We start from the raw sequence: 17,886 nt of genomic DNA on the forward strand, positions 1-17,886 counted from the left end.
GCACCGGGGTCAGGAGAGGCGTTCGACGACCATCGCCATGCCCTGCCCGCCGGCCACGCACATCGACACCAGGCCGAACTGGCCGTCCCGGACGCGGAGGCCGTGCAGCAGGGTGGCGGTCAGCCGGGCCCCGGTCATGCCGAACGGGTGGCCGACGGCGATCGCGCCGCCGTGCACGTTGAGCCGGTCCTCGTCGAGCCCCAGGTCGCGGTGGACGGGGATGACCTGCGCGGCGAACGCCTCGTTGATCTCGGCCAGGTCGAGGTCGCCGACGCCGAGCCCGGCGCGGCGCAACGCGAGCCGGCAGGCCGCCACCGGCCCCAGCCCCATGATCTCCGGGGACAGCGCCGACACCCCGGTGGAGCGGATGCGGGCCAGCGGGGTGATGCCGAGGTCCCCGGCGCGGTCCTCGTCCATCACCACCAGGGCGGCGGCGCCGTCGTTGAGCGGGCAGCAGTTCCCGGCGGTGACGGTCCCGTCCGGCCGGAACACGGGGGCGAGCCCGGCGAGCCGGTCCAGGGTGGTCCCGGGGCGGGGGCCGTCGTCGGCGGCGACGACGGTGCCGTCGGGGAGGGTGACGGGGGTGATGTCCTCGGCCCAGAACCCGTCGTCGAGGGCACGGGCGGCGGCCCGCTGCGAGCGCACCGCGAACTCGTCCTGTTCGCGGCGGCTGATCCCCCGGTGCTGGGCGACGTTCTCGGCGGTCTGCCCCATCGCCAGGTACACGTCGGGCAGTTCACCGGACAGGCGGGGGTCCTCCCAGGGTGGGGCTCCGCCGCCGGCGCGGGTGGCCGAGCGGGCCATCGCCGCCGCGTAGCGGGGGTTCTCACCCCGCCCGCCGGCCTGGGCGTCGGCGGGGCGGGCGATGCGGGACACGCACTCGACGCCGCCGGACACGTAGGCCAGGCCCTCCCCCGCGCGGATCGCGTGGAACGCCATCCGGGTGGTCTGGAGGGACGAGGCGCAGTGCCGACTGATCGTCGCGCCGGGCAGGGCGTCCAGGCCGAGCGACACCGCCACGACGCGGGCGATGTTGAACCCCTGCTCGCCGCTGGGGTTCCCGCAGCCGAGGTAGAGGTCCTCGACGTCCTCGACGGGCAGTTCGGGGACCTGGTCGAGCGCGGCGCGGACCATCGCGGCGGCGAGGTCGTCGGGGCGGACGTCGCGCAGCGACCCCTTCCTGGCCCTGCCGATGGGGGAGCGCGCTGCGGCGACGATGACGGCCTCGGGCATGGTCTCCTCCGGGTGCGGGCGGGGCGTGGGGCGGCGGGATCGGGGGCGTCGGCCGTGCGCCGGCCGCCGGCCCCGGGGCGGGGTGTTCCGGCTGGGCGGACCGGCACGGGACGGTCGGGTCCGGTCGTCCGGTCGGGGCCGGTCGGGTCGAGGGACGACGGGCCCGGGGTGGCGCCGGCAGCGGCGCCGGTCAGGCCGGCGACGGCTGCGGTTCGCCGGCCCCGGCCCGGCGGATGCCGCCCGGGGCCATCCCACCTGACCACGGGCCACCTCCCCTGTACAGCGGGGCCGGCGGCTTCTGGCGCCTTGCACAACCGGGGACGACGCCGCCATGTGACAGGGCACAGAACGCGACGACGACGCGGAGGGCACCGGCGCGGCCCCCTCGGTCGCCACACCCGCCGCGCCCTGGGGAAACACCGCTCACGACCGGCTCGCGGGCGCACAGTGGCCCCGGGAGGGGGGCCGAGCGGCGGTCTTCCGCCGGAGTTCACGCGTGCGTAACTTGGCCGGTGTGATCGGAAAGCCTGTCCACTCGGTCGGCCTCCGCATCCACGACCGAGGCGACGACGCCCTGGCGGTCACCCGACCGCGCACCGTGGCACGCGGTCGTGCCCGGACGGCCGCGCGGACCGCCGCGCCCCCACCTCGGTGTCCTGCCTGCTCCGCCCGGAGGTTCCGCCGCCGCCCGCGTCCCGCCCCACCCCAGCCGTGACCACCCGGCCACGGGTCGGCCCACCTGCCGGGTCGGAGCCTCGGGTGGCGGCTGGCCCCGCCACAGCGGCCCGCCACCCCGCTGGACCGCTCGCCGCGTCGGACGCGGCGGCAGCCGAGCCGTTGACCGCTGGCGCGGGCGCACCCACGGACCCGCCGCCCCCGACCCCGGGTCCGCCGCGCCCGGCTGAGGAACCGCCCGGAGTGGACCCGCCCCCGACGCCGCCCGGTCCGCCCGGCGGCGTCGCACCACTGCCGGACCGGGGAACGTCCGCGCCCGCGGCCCGCGCCGGGCCACCTCCCACCACCCTGGATCGCCTCCCCGCCGACACGCGCCGGCTGGTGCTGGTCGCCGCCGCCGCGACGGTGTTCGACGGGCCACCCGCCCTGGACCTGCTCCACCGCGCCGCCCGCCGCGCCGGGCTGTCCCCGTCCTGCCTGGACCCGGCCGAGGACACCGGGCTCCTCGTCGTCGACGGCGACCTCGTCCGGTTCCGCGACCCCCACCTGCGGGACGCCGTCTACCGGGAGGCGCCACCATCCCACCTGCGCGCCGCCCACGCGGTGGTGGCCGACGTCCTTGGCCCCGGGCCCGGCGGTCTCCGCCGGTTGTGCCACCGGGCGGCGGCCACCGTCGGCCCGGACGACCGGTTGGCCGCCGCCCTGGCCCGCGCCGTCGACCGGCACTCCCCGACCGGCCGGGGACCGCTGCTCGACCACGCCCAGTGCTCCACCGCGCTGGCCAGCGCGGCACGGCTCACCACTGACGCCCGCCGCCGCGCCCGCCGCGTCCTCGCCGCCGTCGACCACGCCTGGCTCGCCGGCGACCCCCGCCGGGCCTGGGCGCTGCTGACGGCCCCGGAGCTGCCGGCGGCCGACGACGACGTGGTCGGCCGCCGGGAACTCGTGCGGGGAGCCCTGGAACTGCGCGGCGGGGTGGTCTCCGACGCGCACGCCTCCCTGGAACTGGCCGCCGCCCTGTTGCGCCCCCACGGCGGACCGTTGGCGCGGGCGGCGCTCATGGACCGGTTGGCGGCCAGCTGGGCCAGCGGTGACCTCCCCCGGCACCTGGCCGCCCTCGACCACGCGGCGGCCGACGACCCACCCGGACCGTCCACGGCCGGGAACCGCCCCGCGGCCGGGAACCGCCCGCGGCCGAGACCCCGCACGCCCCGACCTCGGGGCACCGGCTGCCCAGGGCGCCCCGATTCCCCGACGTCCGCCTCGCGGCGCGCCTCGCCGGTGTCCGAGCGGCCGCCCACACCCAGCCCTGGGCTCACCCGGCGGCCACCCGGCCACACCCCCGGGAGGAGGGCTGGTCAGCTGGTGCGAGGCGCCCCGCTCGGCTGTGCGACCGACACCGTCCTGGACGGTCCACCGGCACCCGGGCATCCCGGGACCCGCACCCCACCCGAGGCCACCGAACGCCCACTCCCGGCGCCACGACAACCCCCGACCCGCCACGGCCCGGCCGGCACCCCTCGGGTTGGGAGGCCGACTACGCGGGCGGACTGGCGGCCGTGCTGCGCGGCCGGCCCACGAAGGAACCCCCTGCTGCGCAGGATGCTCGACGGCGAGCTCGACGGCGCCGTCCCCCTGTTCGCGGCCACCGTCGCCGCCCTCGCCGCCGGCCGCCCCGGGACGCCGCGACGGCGGCGGCCCGAGCGCTGGCCTCGGCCCGCGCCGGCGGGCCGGCCGCCCTGGTCCCGATCGCGCTGGAACACCTGGCCCACACCGAACTGGTCCTCGGCGACCACGCCCGCGCCCACTCCCACGCCTCCGCCGGGCTGCGCGCCGCCCACCGCGCCGGCCAGCCCAACCAGGCCACACACCACCGCGCGCTCCTCGCGTTCACCTCGGCCCTGCTCGGGGAGGAGGAGTCCTGCCACGACCACGCGGCCCGGGCGGCCAGGGAGGCCGCCGCCCGGGGACTGGTGTTCGCCGAAACCCTGGCCACCTGGGCACTGGCGATGCTGGACCTGGCGGGTCGCCGGCCCGAGACGGCCGCCGACCGGCTCCGCCCGCTGCTGGTCGGCAGCGGGCCACGCGGCCACTTCGCCGCCCGCGAGTTCGCCGTCCCCTCGCTGGTGGAGGCGGCCGTCCTCGCCGGCGACACCCACGGCGTCCACGCCCCGCTCCGGCGGTTCGAACGCTGGGCGGCGGCCACCGGCGACCCGGACCGGCGGGCACAGGCGCTGCGCTGCCGCGCCCTGCTCCACGCCGACGACAGCGGCGCGGACGCCCTGTTCCGGGAGGCGATCGACCTGCACGAACGGGCCGGCCAGGGCTTCGAACAGGGCCGCACCCGCCTGCTCCACGGGGAGGCGCTGCGCCGGCGCCGCAGCCCCGGAGCCGCCCGGGACCAGCTGCGCGCCGCGCTCGTCCTGTTCGAACTGTGCGGGGCCAGGCAGTGGGCGACCCGGGCACGCGACGAGCTCCGCGCGGTCGGCGACTCGCCGCCCCGGGCCGTCAACCTCGCGGGCCGCCGCCGGAGGACGGTCGACACCGACCGGCTCACCCCGCAGCAGCTGCGGATCGCCCGCGCCGTCGCATCCGGTAACACCAACCGGGAGGTCGCGGTGAGCCTGCGGCTCAGCCCGCGCACCGTGGACCACCACCTCCGCAACGTCTTCGCGACCCTCGGGGTGCGCTCCCGCGTCGAGCTGACGTTGCTGCTGTCGAACGGCGGCTCCGACCGCGACGACACCCCAACGGCCAGCGGCGTCGGCGTCGGCGTCGCCGTCGGGCGGCACCCCACCGGCCGGGAGGCGGCCGGGCAGGCGTCGGTGACCGCCCTGGCCACCGCGCACCGCCGGCGACTGCCACCGGGACAACAACCCGTGTTCGGTCGGCCCAGGAACCCGGCGACCACGACCAGCGGCGAGGCACCACCGCGTCCCACATCCGAGACCAGCGCCCCGCGCCGACGGTCCCTGCCCTCCCACCCGGGCGGCCAGGCCGAGGAGGCGGGCGCGTGACCCGCCCCGTCGAGCCGGCGCACCACGTCCCCTGCCCCTGGATGCCGGGTCCGGTGCCGTTCGCGGCCCCGTCCTCCCACCGGCGCAGCCCCGCAGGCCAGCCGCCAACCCTCGCCGCCCTCACCGCCCGCACCGCTCGGCGAGGGCGGCGAGGCCGCACCCCGACCACCGTCCCTGCCCCAGGGCCGCGCCCTGCCCCTCCACACAGGACGAGGTGAGACCCGTGACCAGACCCGCGTCGCCGCTCCGCCACCCCACCACCCCGGGCGAACCGACCGGCCGCACCGTCTTCGGCGGGCGGCCGCACGCGGACGCACGCACCCGCCCCCACGGGCCGGCCACCGGCAGGACCTCGGTCCGCGCCCCGCACGCCCTCCCCGGACTACCCGCCGCCGGCCCGCCGATCCGCTCCCGCGCCAGCGCCGAAGCCGTCGCCGTCGTCCACCACGCCGCCAGGAGCCTGCTCAGCGAACTCCCCCAGCTCACCGACCACCTCGTCGCGCTGCTGCGGGAACAGGAACCCGCCTACCGGTCGGCCGCCACCGACTTCGACGGCCTGTGGCGGGAGGTGCACGAATCGCTGGAGCACAACATCCGGTCGATCCTCGCCCCCCGGGAGACCCGGGAGTCCGCCCGCCGCTGCTCGTGGCGGATCGGAGCCGAACGGGCCGAGCAGGGGCTGCCCCTCGACGCCCTGCTGCACGCCTTCCGGTTGGGCGGTGGCGTGGTGTGGCAGGGGCTGGTCGACGCCACCACCCGCAGCGACCCCGACCGGGTGCACCTGCTGGTGCACGTCGCGGCCGACGTGTGGAACTTCGTCGACGAGCACTGCGGCCTGCTCGCCGACGCCTACCGCAAGGTGGAGGGCCAACTCACCCGGCGCCGGGAGGAACGACTGCGGGCCCTGGTGGGGGCGTTGCTGGACGGCAGCACGAGGCTGGCCGACGTGCCCGCGGTGGCCGCCGCCCTGGACCTCCCCCAGCAGGCGCGGTACGCGGTGGTGGTCGTCGCCGGGCAGGGCCGGGCGGTGCTCCGCGACCCGGGCCTGCGGGTCGGTGTCCCCGGAACCCGGATCATCTGGCACACCGGGGTGGAGGAGGAACTGGGCATCGTCCAGCTCGGGGACGTGGCGGTCGCCGACCTCGCCGCCGCCCTGACCGTCCCCCGGGGCTGCCGGGTCGGGGTGAGCCCCGCCGTGGAGGAACTGGCCGCCGTGGGCGCGGCCCGCCGTTTCGCCGACACCGCGCTGCGGACCTGCGAGGACGACGCCCAGGTCGCCCTGTTGGAGGACCACCTGCCCTCGGCGATGGTGGTGAGCTGCCCGGAGCTGTCGGCCGCGCTGACCCGGCGGGCCCTCGGCCCCGTCCTCGACCTCGACCCGCCGGACCGGAAGGTCCTGCTGTCCACCCTGGAGGTGTGGTTGGACTGCGACGGATCGGCGCTGCGGGCCGGCACCCGGCTGTTCTGCCACCGCAACACCGTGCTGAACCGGCTGCGCCGCTACGAACAGCTCAGCGGGCGGTCCCTGAACCGGCAGCGCGACCTGCTGGAACTCGCCCTCGCCCTGGAAGCCCAACGCCTCCTCGGCGAGTGAGGGGAACGGGGAGCGGGGTGTGCTGAGGTCGGTGCGACGTGGCCCACCGCGTTGGGCCGGGGCGGCCGGTGAGCGCGCAGCGGTGGCCCGGTCCTGCGCCGCTGAACGGGAACCGTTCCGCCGCACGGCTGGGAGGTGCGCCCGGCGATGCGGTGCCGCCAGCCCGCACCGGAACCGCGGCCTCCGGGGGACACTGGACGGCGGTGACGGTTCCCGGGCGGACCACCGGCCGAGCCGCCGCCCGAGGTGTACGGCGGGCCGCCGATCACCGAACGGCTGGCGACCGGCACCCCAGGACGTCGGGCTTCTCCGCCTCGCCTGCTGAACGCGAACACGGACGCCATCGCCGTCGCCGTGCCACAGGTCACGTCACAGCGAGGACGGCCGGCTGGCCAGCCGTCACCAGCCGACCCCGGCAGGCGGCCGGCGCCGGCCGACCCCCGTCTCGCACGCCCGCAAGCGCACGCCGACGACACGGCGGACCGTCATCGTGATCGGCGTGACACCGCGGTGCGCTGCGGAGGGGAAGTGCCACACCGTGTCCAGCTACCAACCTGACCGGGGAGGGTGGGTTTGGTCAGGTCGCGATTCCCATCCGAAGGGCGAGGCCCCGCAACGCGCCCGCACCGGCTTCCCTGCGCGACCGAACGAGCAGGCTGCTGACCGCGTCCCGGACGAGGGGGTGGTTGCGGACGCGGTGGGGGGCAAGTTTCTCGGCTTTCAGCAACAGCGCGAGGCCCCGCTCACGGGACCGGGTCTCCGAGAGCACCGCACGTCCCCACTCCGAGTAGAACGCCGCTCGCCTCCCCGCGTAGGGAATGACGTCAATGTCGATCTGCCCCGCGATCCTGTCCACGGCGCCGATGTCCTTCTTCTCCGAGGCGATCACCAGCGACCAGACGGCGACGTTGGTGGGGCCGAACCAGAGTCCCGCCCACGGAGACCCCGGGCCGCTCACTCGTCGCGCCGCGTCCCTAGCCTCCCGAACGTGTGCGTCCGCGACATCATGCTGGCCCGAGGCTACCGCCCCCAGCGCCGCGTTGAGGTGTACCTGGCCATACGCTTCGAGCACGCCCGGCTCGCCGATGTGCGGTTCCAGCGATCCGGCCGCAGCGGCCGAGAAAGCCACCTGTTCACGTCGCCGGCCAGGACCGAACGCCTGACCACGCATCCAGTAGCCCAGCCCCCGGAGCTGAGGATCGTCGAGATCCTCGGCGATCGTCCTGACGTGCGTGTACGCCAGGGCCGGCAGCCCCACACCGTGCAGTGCTTTCGCCGCGTCCATGATCGCCTGGTAGGTGGAGGCGAGCCACTCACCGGCCTGTCGCCGATGAGGCCCCGAGGCGTACAGGACCAGGAGTTCACGTACGAGGCGCGGCGCGAGATCCGCCAGGGCCAGGTAGTCGCAGGCGTGGCGGGCAGCGTTGACGCTGTCGATGGCCGCCGCCAGCGCGGGAAGCGGGCGCGGCGTCGTGTCCTCCGGCCGTTCTCCGGGCATCGCGGAGGTGAGTGCGCTGTCCAAGGACTGGATGACATCGTGTGCGCTCTGGTCACCACGGCGGAGCGTCTTGTGCGGTTCCGACGTCAGTGACGAGGGGGCGACCCGCAGGGCCGACGCGAGCGCTTCGAGCAACGACCGTGAACTCACCGCACGCCCGCCGAGTTCGATCCGCGAAAGGTAGGACCGGCTGATACCGGCAAGGCCAGCGACCGAGGACGCGGTCATGCCCCGCCAGTGCCGGATCTGCCGAATCCTCGTGCCGATGAGGTCGTCTTCGAGTTTCACCGAGGTCCCCTTCGCCGCACGAACCCGCCGCTGCCGTACGCCAGCGTAGGCTTGTCCCATGCTGGTGAGGACCATCCGATCCGGTGACTCGTTCCTCCCCGCCGACAGCCAGTCGCCTGGTCAGGTGGGGACACCAACGGTTGGCCGCTCGTCGAGCGACCGGCGCGGTACCGCACGACGCCAGGTGGAGCAGACGACGAACGAGGCCCGCTCCGGGAGCTGCCCGTCGCTGCGAGACCGTCACGACGCGAGCCTTGCATGCGCTCGCCCGGCTGCCTGTGTCGCGTGGCCCGCGGCACCCGCCTGCGAGCTCGACATCCTGCGGCGGCCGGGGGCGGGCTGACGGCCGAGCACCGGGCGGGTTGGGCGCGACGCGCACGGTAGGCTTGCGCACGGAGATTTCAGCGAACCCCCCGGGTCAGATGTCAAACCTCAGGTTCACTGCAAAAGCGCCGCCAAAAGCACCGTGCAAGAAGGCCCTGACCAGCGACTTTACTCTCGGGTCCTCATCGCTCCTACGAGGAGTTCCAACGAGGAAGAGCGCCGGAAGGCGCGGGACCTGGGGCTCGTCCTCATCGCTCCTACGAGGAGTTCCAACGGCACCATGAGTGGTGTCCGACCATCGGACACCCCGGTCCTCATCGCTCCTACGAGGAGTTCCAACCGCCGACCGTCGGCAACGCCGCGCCGAGCGCGACGAGTCCTCATCGCTCCTACGAGGAGTTCCAACAGGTCAACGACCACGTCGAGGTCCCGAGCCGTGGGTGTCCTCATCGCTCCTACGAGGAGTTCCAACAGGTCAACGACCACGTCGAGGTCCCGAGCCGTGGGTGTCCTCATCGCTCCTACGAGGAGTTTCAACGCGAGGCGAGCGGCCGCGAGCGGAGCAGCCGTGGGGGTCCTCATCGCTCCTACGAGGAGTTCCATCCGGCCGGTCACGAGGTCAGACACGGCGCCGGATCTCGTCCTCATCGGTCCTAGGGCGAGTTTCAGCTCAGCCCACGCTGGTTCTGAATGGTCACCAGGTGTGGCTTAGCTCTTGCGACGGATTCCAGCGGGGCCACGTACTGGGTCTCCGCAGGGGCGCAACTCCGACTCCGCATCACGGCTACGCGGAGGCTGCCAAGTCACCGTAGAAGGGGCAGACGGCTCAGGCCGCGAGTCGAGTCCATGCCAGCGGCGCTCCACGATCCAGCAGGGTCAACGGTGCCCGGCTGCGCCTCGCTCGCGGGCGAGGAGAGCCATGCCAGCGCCCCGCAGCTTGCCCCTGCCGTTGCCTCCGTTCGAGGGCCCAAAGCTCGAATACCGCCATTTGGAGTACCCCTTACCGCCAATCCTGAGCTCCCACTGCTGAGGGTGCCTGCTCGCGGCCGAACTTTCAGCGAACCTCACTCGCTGCGCGAGACCCGGGGGGTTCGCTGAAAGAGCAAGATCACCTGGATAGTTGGCACGGCCGCGGATTGGGCTAAGTGGGTGAAACTTGACCGGTAGCCCCTGGCGGAAAAGTCACTGATGGCGTCGCTGGACGCCGGCCCGAACGAGCGCACGGAGCCCTACTCGCGGCTCAGCGACGCCCGAAGGGAGGCGATCCAGAGGCTCCACCGGGGATGGCGATACGCACTCACCGCGCAGGCAGCGACCAACACCTGGAACGACGAAACCGCAGGTAGAGACTCTTGCAGAGTCCAGAACTCCCGCCCGCGAGCGGCCACCAACAGCAGAACGTCGCGATGTTGACGTCGGAAATTTTCCCTGTACAACGACACAGCTTTCCGGGAATGGTTCACCTCATCCGACGCTTCCGTAACCGCACTCCCCCGGTCGGCGGCGTGTGGTAGTCACTGCTCCCGAAGACAGCGGATTGGAGGTGCGATGCGACTGCGAGCAACGGTGACCACGACAGCCCCCGGCATTCCGTGGGCGGAGGTTCTGCGGCCGGGACGGGGAATCGTCTACCAGATGTTGGGGGACAACGCCCCCGCGTTGGGCGCCGAGCTGCACAGCGCCGGGTTCGGTCCCCACCGGCTCGTGCCGGTGGGGTGTGGGGCTCCCCGTTTCCCACGAGCGCGGCGTCAACGGGGTCGCTACGCGGCGGGCGGTGAGGGGACGCTGGAGTTCGGTAGCCCCCTGCCCGAGGTGATCGAGGCGTTGGCCGCCGGCCTTGCCGGGGCTCGGGTCCTGGACTGGGGCGGTGTCGCGCTGCGGGTCCAGAACGTGGTGAGCGTGCCGGCTCCCGAGTTCTCGGACGGCTCGGCGCGCCTGGCGACGACGACACCGGTGGTGGTGAAGGGGCCGCCCGCGCGGGATGCGGCGGGGGCCCGGCTCCGGTCGCAGCGGTGGCTGTTGCCCGGTGAGCCGGAGTGGGACGTCTTCTTCGTCCGGAATCTGCGCCGCAAGGCCGAGACGCTGGGGTTGGACCCGGAGATCTCGTTGACCGAGGTATGGCGGGTGGGCCCGAAGAGGTCCTTCGCCGTTGGCCAGGGCGACACCGTCGGTGCGAAGGTGGGTGCGGCGGTTGGGGTGACCTTGGTGGGGTCTCCCGACACCCTGGCCGCCGTGTGGTCGTGGGGTTTGGGAGCGGCGAACATCGCCGGTTTCGGGGCGGTGGAGACGTGACCGCGGCCGACATGCGGGCGACCAGCACCGGGGAGCCGTTCCTGGTCGAGTTGACGGCCCACCCCCTGCAACGGGTGGGTGCGTTCGCGTTGGCCGTGCTGGCGAAGGAGTCACATCCGCGGCGGGTTTCCGAGGACAGGTTCCTCCGCGTGTGGAACCGCATGACCGAGGACGCGGTGGCGGCGACGCGGGAGACCGACGCCAAGCAGCCGGGGGCGTTCCTCCTGTCGGCCTCCTACGCCCTGTGGCCCAACAGCAAGATGAACATCCCGAGCCTGCGGAAGCTGAGCGCGGACCAGCGCGGCCAGGCGGTCGTCGAATGGCGGACTCCGCGTCCGCCGGAGTCCTGGCCCGAGGCGCCCTGCGCGCTGTGCGGGCGACGGGCGTGCGGCTTCTACGGGAAGGTGGACGTGCCGCTGGCGATGTCCACCGAGTACCGGAACACCACGGTCGTCGGTCACGACGGGATGCCGCTGTGCCGGACCTGCCTGGGCAGCTTCTACGCCCTGCCCTACGCGTGCCACTTCCAGGGTGGTCGCGCGACGATCACCCACGCCTGGGACGAGGACTTCCTTTCCTTCGCCACTCGGCACCAGGTCGAGGACACCCGGAAACGCATCGGGAGGGTTTCGGTCACCCCCAGCAAATGGCCGGCGTACGTCCGGGAGAGCCTGCTCGTGAACCGGATCCGCGCCTACGGGCACCCGGTCCGGTCGGACGTGTCCCTCATCATCTTCACCAACAACAACCAGGAGCAGGAACTCACCGAACAGCGTATGGACCAGCCGCTCGTCGAGTGGATTCACGCCGTCCGACAGGACAGGACGTCGGACCCCTGGAATTCATTGGAACGCGCGTGCCATTCGGAGAAGGTTCCCGGTGCGGCGGCGCTGGCGGGTGAGCTGGTGCGGTCCCCGCGAAGGCTGCCCGCGAAGGTCCTCCGATACCTGGTCCCCCTGCTGACCTCGGCACCCGACACGCGTGACGAGATCAGGCAGCTCGTCGGCGCGCTCCGCTCCTTCGTAGGAAAGGTCCTGCACGTGAACGACCGCGAACTCCAGGAGATCGAGGGCCTCGGCAAACGAACGGCGGCCCTCATGATGGCCACGAGGAAGAAGGTCAAGCCCTTCGTGGTGGCGTACCGGAAGTCGACCACGTTCCGGAAGTGGTTCAACGACGGTGCCGTGGAATGGCTGTTGTGGCGCGACCGCGAGGAACTGACCTCCCTGATCGACACCACCGAGCCCTTCGTCACGCCCACTCACCTGAGGTGGCTCTTCGAACCGGACGAGCAGGCGTGGTTGCGGCGCAACCTGCTGTTCGTCGCGGTGATCCACGAGCTCCACTCCCAGGGCTACCGCCCTGACTCGGACGACACCCGGTCGATCGAGGACACCCTGCACACCGACGGCGAGGACAAGGAGAACGACGAGTGACGTACCTGGTGGGCACCCTGGTGCTGGAGATCAAGGCGGGGGCGCCGAACAACGGTCGCGGCGAGGACAACGTCGGCAAGGTCAAGGCGACCCGGGTTGGTAACCGGGTCTTCCCCTACGTGTCGGCGCAGGCGGTCCGGCGGTGGTGGCGGGACTCGCTGCCGCCCGGTGAGGCCCGCTCGCCGGTGATCCGCTCCGGCAAGGGCGCCAAGCAGCAGGCCCATACCCAGGGGCGCGGGGACCTGTACCTCGACGACGACCTGTTCGGGTACATGGTCGCGATCGAGAAGAAGTCCTTCAACCGGGACACCGTGTTGGCCGTGGGTACGGCCGTGTCCGTGGCACCCCGGCAGGTCACCCACGACTTCGGCACGATGAGCCGGGGGTTCGAGGTGGGCGCGGACCCGGTGATCCACGAACACGAGCACTACACCGGCGACCTGGCCTGCCCCGTCCTGCTGGACCTCGCCCGCCTCGGCACCTTCCAGTTGGAAGGGCAGGGCAACCGGCCCGATCTGAACCCGGACGCCGCGAAGGAGGCGCGGGTGAACGGGGCGGAGGAGATCGACTTCCGGTTCGGGCAGGCCCTGCGCCTGCCCCTCGCCGAGCGCCGGCGCCGCGCTGCCGTGTTGTGGCGGACGCTCGCGGAGCTGCGGGGCGGGGCGAAGCAGGCCCTGCACTACGGTGAGCGGTCACCCGCGCTGGTCATCCTGGCGCCCGTGAAGGGCGGCAACAACCCCTTCACCCGGCTGCTGCGCCACGACTTGGGGGAAACCGTCGTCGCGCTCGACGTGCTGCGGGCGGAGATGCGGGCGTGGGAGGACGAACTCGACGGCCCCGTGCGCATCGGGTGGGCCCCGGGCTACCTGGAGAGGCAGCGGGACGCGGCGGAACGCGAACTGAAGGATCTTGTCGACTCCGGGCAGGTCGTGTTCGACCACCCCCGCGTCGTTCTCCGCCAGTTGGCGGCGGAGTTGGAGGGTGGCGACCTCGATTCCTGGTTCGAGGACCGCTCGTGAGTGTCCCGGCTCTGGAGGTCACCTTCGACGCCTCGGTGGCCTCCTTCCGCAATCCGCTGTACCCCGGGCTCCAGGTCGGGCTGCCCTGCCCTCCGCCCTCCACCGTCGGGGGTCTGCTGGCGGCCGCCGCCGGTGGGTGGGGCCAGGTTCCGCGTGACACGCGGTTCGCGCTGTGCTGCCACGCCGAGGGGCATGGAACGGACCTGGAGACCTTCCACCCGCTGGCTGAGGGGGTCAGGCAACCGAGTCCGGTTCCCAAGGATCGCGACTACCTCTGGGGTGTCCGGTTGACGGTCTGGCTGTTCGAGGACCTCGACCGGTGGTACCGCCGGTTCCGCCGGCCGGTGTGGCCGCTGCGGCTGGGGCGCAGCCAGGACCTCTGTTCGGCACGGGCCGCGTGGGTGGACCTGCGGGAGCAGCCGGGCAGGCAGGGCACGGCGCTGCTCGTGGACCGCCCGGACGCGGTCGGTACCCGGCTACGGCTCACTACGGCGATCAGCGTGGACCGGGCCCGGATGCGGTGGGACGACTACCGGCATTCCAGTGATGCTGCCGCCGCCCGGGGTGTGCTGGACGATGGCTGGTCCACGCACGACGGTCAGGCCGTCGTGCCCCTACCCCCGACCCATCCCGAGGTAGTGGAGGCACGCTCGTGACGGAGGACCTGCCGCACCTGTGGGCCAAGAGCCCGGCGAAGGAGGCGACGATCGGGGAGAGCCTCACCGAACACAGCGCCCGGACGTCGGCGGTGGTGCCGTTGATCCGAGCCAGGATCGGCGTCGTTGACGGCATCTGGGACGAGTCCTGGTGGCCCGCCGTCCAGCTGGCCGCGCTCCTCCACGACGGCGGCAAGATCGACCCCGGTTTTCAGCGGCAGGTGCGGACGAACACCCGCTGGGGCCTGCGGCACGAGGTGCTGTCGTTGGGCTTCGTCGACCTGCTCGTCACCGATCAGGAGGTTCGCCGTCGCGTGGCGGCGGCGGTCGTCACGCACCACCGTCCGTTGCACGGGGACGCGACGCGCTCGATCCTGCCGGACAACCTCTCCCAGGACCAGCAGGCGTTGGGGCAGGCCTTCACCGTCGCCGAGGACGACGGGACGGTGCGAGCGCTGGCGGCCTGGTTCGCCGACGCGGCGGCCCGGGTGGGTCTGCCGGTGGATCGGAGCCGGCTGGGCGGGCTCACCCGTGACGACATCCGCGCAGGCACCCTGACCTTGCTCCGTGATCTCGCCGAGGACTGGTGGTATCCGGGGACGGAGCAGGGCGGCCTGCCCTGGGTCCTGCTCCAGGGTGTCGTCACGATAGCCGACCACGTCGCCTCGGCCCATGGCGAACTGCTCACCGGGGAGCCCCTGCGCGGCTACGGTGACCGGGTTCGGGTCCGGCTGGCGGCTGCTGGGCACCGCCTGACCCGCGCCCAGGAGGAAGCCGCCGCGGCACACCACCTGCTGCTGGTCTCGCCGACGGGCAGCGGAAAGACGGAGGGCGGCCTGCTGTGGGCTGAGGCGGCGTGGCGACAGGTCGCCGAGCAGCGGAACGCCCTGCCCCGCGTGTTCTACGTGCTCCCGTTCCTGGCGTCCATCAACGCGATGGCGTTGCGCCTCCAGGAGGAGGACGGCGTCGAGGACGTCGGGGTGCTGCACTCCAGGGCGGGCATGTTCCACCTGAACGAACTCATCGAGGCCCGGGCCGCCGGCTCCGATGACCGCCCCGAACCGACCGTCGAGGACGCCGCCACCGCGCTGGACCACGTCAACGCGAGCCGCACCCACCGCGAGCTGTTCCGCGTGACCACGCCCTACCAGTTGCTGCGAGCCGCGTTCGGCGGTCCGGGTGACTCGTCCACCCTCGCCGACACCGTGAACAGCGTCTTCCTGTTCGACGAGCTGCACGCCTACGAACCCCGTCGTCTCGGAATGCTCCTCGCCATGATCCGGCTGTGGACACAGGAACTGGGAGGACGGGTGGGGGTGCTGAGTGCGACACTGCCCGAACGGTTCCGGCGCATCCTGCGCGACACCATCGCCGGCCGGTTGGACGTGGTCGACGGGTTCGCCGGCGTGCGCCACACACCGCGCCACCGGCTGCGGATCGGCGGCGGGCACCTCACCTCGCCGGAGTCGGTCGACCGGATCGCCGCCGATCTCCACGCCGGTCAGGCGGTATTGGTGGTGGCCAACAACGTCGCCGACGCCTTGGACCTCTACGACCTGCTCGGGCCGGTGGCCAAGGAACAGGGTGGGGAGGCGGTGCTGCTGCACTCCCGGTTCCGCAACTGCGACCGCGCCCAGAAGGAGAAGCGGATTCTCGAGCTGTTCGGGACGGATCGCCGGTCGTCCCGAGGGCTCCTGGTGGCCACCCAGGTCGTGGAGGTGAGTCTCAACGTCGACTTCGACGTCCTGCACACCTCCGGTGCAGCGCTGGAGGCGCTGTTGCAGCGGTTCGGGCGGGTCAACCGCCGTGGGAAACGAGCACCCGCGTCGGTGTGGGTGTGCGAGCCGGAGTACCGGAGGCGGCGCGGCGGAGGTGAGGAGACCTGGGCTGACGGAGTGTATGACGAGGTCCCCACCCGCCTGTGCTGGGCAGCCCTCCAGAACCACGACGGGGAGACCATCGACGAAGCCGACGCCCAGCAGTGGCTGAACGCCATCTACGACTCGCCGTGGGGCGACACCTGGGAGAAGGAGGTGCTGGTCTCCCAGGAGCGGTTCGACGAGGACTACCTCGACTTCCGCAGCCCGTTCGCGGACCGCGAGGGCCTGCGGAAGGAGTTCTTCGCGACCTTCGACGGCGTCGAGGCCATCCTCAGCGACGACCTCGCCGACTACCAGGCCGACCGGCGCCAGGGTGAGAAGGGGCAGGGCGCCCTCCTCGCCTCCCGGTTCCTGCTGCCGCTACCCGTCCACCTCAGCTCCAGCGGCCACTTCGACCGCCGGCACGGGATCACCGTCATCAACGGCGACTACCACCCGGAGCTCGGCCTCAAGGGCATCGTGAGGGAAACCCGCTACCAACCAGGAGAGATTCTGTGATCAGCGCCGACGATGTGGGTGGAGTCCACATCAAGTACCTGTACCACTGCCGGCGCCAACTCTGGTTGTACTCCCGGGGCTTCCGACCGGAACAGCTCAGCGAGACGGTCGCGCTGGGCACCGCCATCCACGACATCTCGTACTCCCGGTTCAGCCCGGTCGACCTTGGGGCCGCCACCCTGGACCACCTGGACAACCAGCTGTGGGTGCACGAGGTCAAGCACTCCGACAAACGCCGTGAAGCCGACCGAGCCCAGGCCCGCCACTACTGCCACCAGCTGACCAGGGTCGGCGTCGACGTGCAGGGGGCGGTGCTCCACTACCGGTCACCACGGAAAACCGAACGGTTCCCCTATACGGAGGAGGAACACATGCACGCGTCCGAGGACATCGAACAGGTCGTCGCCACGATCGCCCTCCCCGAATCACCTCCGCGCCTCCCGAAGAGCCGCTGCCGAGGGTGTAGCTACAGCGACTACTGCTGGAGCGTGTGATGCCAGCGGCCTCCCGAACCTACTGGCTGCTCAACCCGTGCCGACTGCGTCGCCAGGACGACAGCATCCGCGTCGAACGCGAGGGGAAGCCCCCGGCTTTCGTCCCCATCGAGGATGTTCGCGACATCATCGCGCTGGCCGAGGTGGACCTCAACACCTCGATGATCAGCTTGTTGAACAAGCACCGGGTCGCCATCCACATCCTCTCCCACTACGGCGACTACGCGGGCTCCTTCCTGCCCGCCGAGACCTCGGTGTCAGGAACGGTGGCGCTCAACCAGGCGCGCATCGCCAGCGACGACGGGGAGTCCCTGACGATCGCCCGCAGCCTCGTCGACACCGCCGCGTTCAACATCCGCCGCGTCATCGACCGCAAGCTCCTCACCCGGCCCTACGGCGTCCTGACCGAGGCACTCGAGGCGGCGACCACCCGCGAACAGCTCATGGCCGCCGAAGGCAACTTCCGACGCAGCGCGTGGGAGGCCCTCGACACCAAGCTGCCCGACTGGCTCCAGCTCGACGGACGCAGTAGGCGGCCGCCCCGCAACGCCGGCAACGCGGTCATCAGCTTCATCAACGGCACCGTGTACGCGCGGATCCTGACCGGGCTGAGGCTCACCCCGCTGCACACCGGAGTCGCCTTCCTCCACGCCAGCACGCAACGACACCGCCACTCCCTGGCACTCGACCTCGCCGAGGTCTTCAAACCGCTGTTCGCCGAGCGCATCCTGCTGCGCCTGGCCAACCGCAAGCAGCTGAAGAAGCACCACTTCGACGTGGGAACCAACCAGGCGATGCTCAGCGAGGCGGGCCGGGAGTTCATCGTGAAGACGGTGCGCGACGACTTGGCGGAGAGCGTCAACCACCGCACGCTCGGCCGCAAGGTCACGTACGACGAGTTGATCTACCTTGACGCGCTCGCGCTGACCCGCACCTGCCTTGAGGGCACACCGTACAAACCGTTCCGGATCTGGTGGTGAGG

General features: G+C 72.5%; 11 protein-coding genes and 1 CRISPR repeat array. Of the genes, 9 read left to right on the plus strand and 2 right to left on the minus strand.

From position 1 onward, the window contains the following. Window positions 1-9: 9 nt before the first annotated feature. Complete coding sequence (locus tag G443_RS06555; protein WP_026420444.1) at window positions 10-1,233, minus strand: acetyl-CoA C-acetyltransferase; 1,224 nt, start codon at window positions 1,231-1,233, stop codon at window positions 10-12. Between the two features lie 2,234 nt (window positions 1,234-3,467). Here G443_RS06555 and G443_RS06565 point away from each other — a divergent pair. Both G443_RS06565 and G443_RS25380 read left to right on the plus strand, forming a co-directional pair. Further along, window positions 3,468-4,925, plus strand: a complete 1,458-nt coding sequence (locus tag G443_RS06565; RefSeq protein ID WP_308208838.1) for a LuxR C-terminal-related transcriptional regulator — start codon at window positions 3,468-3,470, stop codon at window positions 4,923-4,925. A 223-nt stretch (window positions 4,926-5,148) separates the two neighbouring features. Continuing rightward, window positions 5,149-6,519 (plus strand): PucR family transcriptional regulator, encoded by a 1,371-nt coding sequence (locus G443_RS25380; protein WP_211237616.1) that lies wholly within the window; start codon window positions 5,149-5,151, stop codon window positions 6,517-6,519. A 577-nt stretch (window positions 6,520-7,096) separates the two neighbouring features. Here the strand turns inward: G443_RS25380 and G443_RS06575 are convergent. Further along, window positions 7,097-8,305, minus strand: coding sequence for a helix-turn-helix domain-containing protein (locus tag G443_RS06575; RefSeq protein ID WP_253860163.1), 1,209 nt, complete (start codon window positions 8,303-8,305; stop codon window positions 7,097-7,099). A 502-nt stretch (window positions 8,306-8,807) separates the two neighbouring features. Next, window positions 8,808-9,299: a CRISPR direct-repeat array (repeat unit 30 nt; unit sequence GTCCTCATCGCTCCTACGAGGAGTTCCAAC). Between the two features lie 878 nt (window positions 9,300-10,177). Between G443_RS06575 and G443_RS06580 the strand changes: the two genes are divergently transcribed. From G443_RS06580 to cas1b, 7 genes are read left to right on the plus strand one after another with little or no spacing between them, the layout of a single operon-like run. Continuing rightward, window positions 10,178-10,921 carry a CRISPR-associated endoribonuclease Cas6 gene (locus G443_RS06580; protein WP_026420447.1) on the plus strand — a complete coding sequence of 248 codons (744 nt, stop codon included), beginning with the start codon at window positions 10,178-10,180 and terminating at the stop codon, window positions 10,919-10,921. Then, window positions 10,918-12,357, plus strand: a complete 1,440-nt coding sequence (locus G443_RS06585; RefSeq protein WP_026420448.1) for a hypothetical protein — start codon at window positions 10,918-10,920, stop codon at window positions 12,355-12,357. The genes G443_RS06580 and G443_RS06585 overlap by 4 nt, the downstream gene beginning before the upstream one ends. Then, the gene (gene cas7i / locus G443_RS06590; protein ID WP_026420449.1) at window positions 12,354-13,376 is read left to right on the plus strand and encodes a type I-B CRISPR-associated protein Cas7/Cst2/DevR; all 1,023 of its coding nucleotides are present in this window, start codon (window positions 12,354-12,356) and stop codon (window positions 13,374-13,376) included. Before G443_RS06585 ends, cas7i begins: the two co-directional genes overlap by 4 nt. After that, window positions 13,373-14,032 (plus strand): CRISPR-associated protein Cas5, encoded by a 660-nt coding sequence (cas5, locus tag G443_RS06595; protein ID WP_026420450.1) that lies wholly within the window; start codon window positions 13,373-13,375, stop codon window positions 14,030-14,032. Before cas7i ends, cas5 begins: the two co-directional genes overlap by 4 nt. Then, entirely contained in the window at window positions 14,029-16,410 is a 2,382-nt protein-coding gene (locus tag G443_RS06600; RefSeq protein WP_051314340.1) for a CRISPR-associated helicase/endonuclease Cas3, read from the plus strand. Before cas5 ends, G443_RS06600 begins: the two co-directional genes overlap by 4 nt. Beyond that, window positions 16,407-16,904 carry a CRISPR-associated protein Cas4 gene (locus tag G443_RS06605; RefSeq protein ID WP_026420451.1) on the plus strand — a complete coding sequence of 166 codons (498 nt, stop codon included), beginning with the start codon at window positions 16,407-16,409 and terminating at the stop codon, window positions 16,902-16,904. The genes G443_RS06600 and G443_RS06605 overlap by 4 nt, the downstream gene beginning before the upstream one ends. After that, a complete protein-coding gene (gene cas1b / locus G443_RS06610) occupies window positions 16,904-17,884 on the plus strand; it encodes a type I-B CRISPR-associated endonuclease Cas1b (RefSeq protein ID WP_026420452.1) in 981 nt (326 codons plus the stop codon). The genes G443_RS06605 and cas1b overlap by 1 nt, the downstream gene beginning before the upstream one ends. The last annotated feature ends 2 nt before the right edge of the window (window positions 17,885-17,886 follow it).

This window comes from Actinoalloteichus caeruleus DSM 43889 (assembly GCF_000429185.2).
GTDB lineage: Bacteria > Actinomycetota > Actinomycetes > Mycobacteriales > Pseudonocardiaceae > Actinoalloteichus_B > Actinoalloteichus_B caeruleus.

Coding starts and splice junctions, on each gene's coding strand:
- G443_RS06555 (WP_026420444.1), bottom strand. CDS start 1,233: ATGCCCGAGGCCGTCATCGTCGCCGCAGCGCGCTCCCCCATCGGCAGG.
- G443_RS06580 (WP_026420447.1), top strand. CDS start 10,178: ATGCGACTGCGAGCAACGGTGACCACGACAGCCCCCGGCATTCCGTGG.
- cas1b (WP_026420452.1), top strand. CDS start 16,904: ATGCCAGCGGCCTCCCGAACCTACTGGCTGCTCAACCCGTGCCGACTG.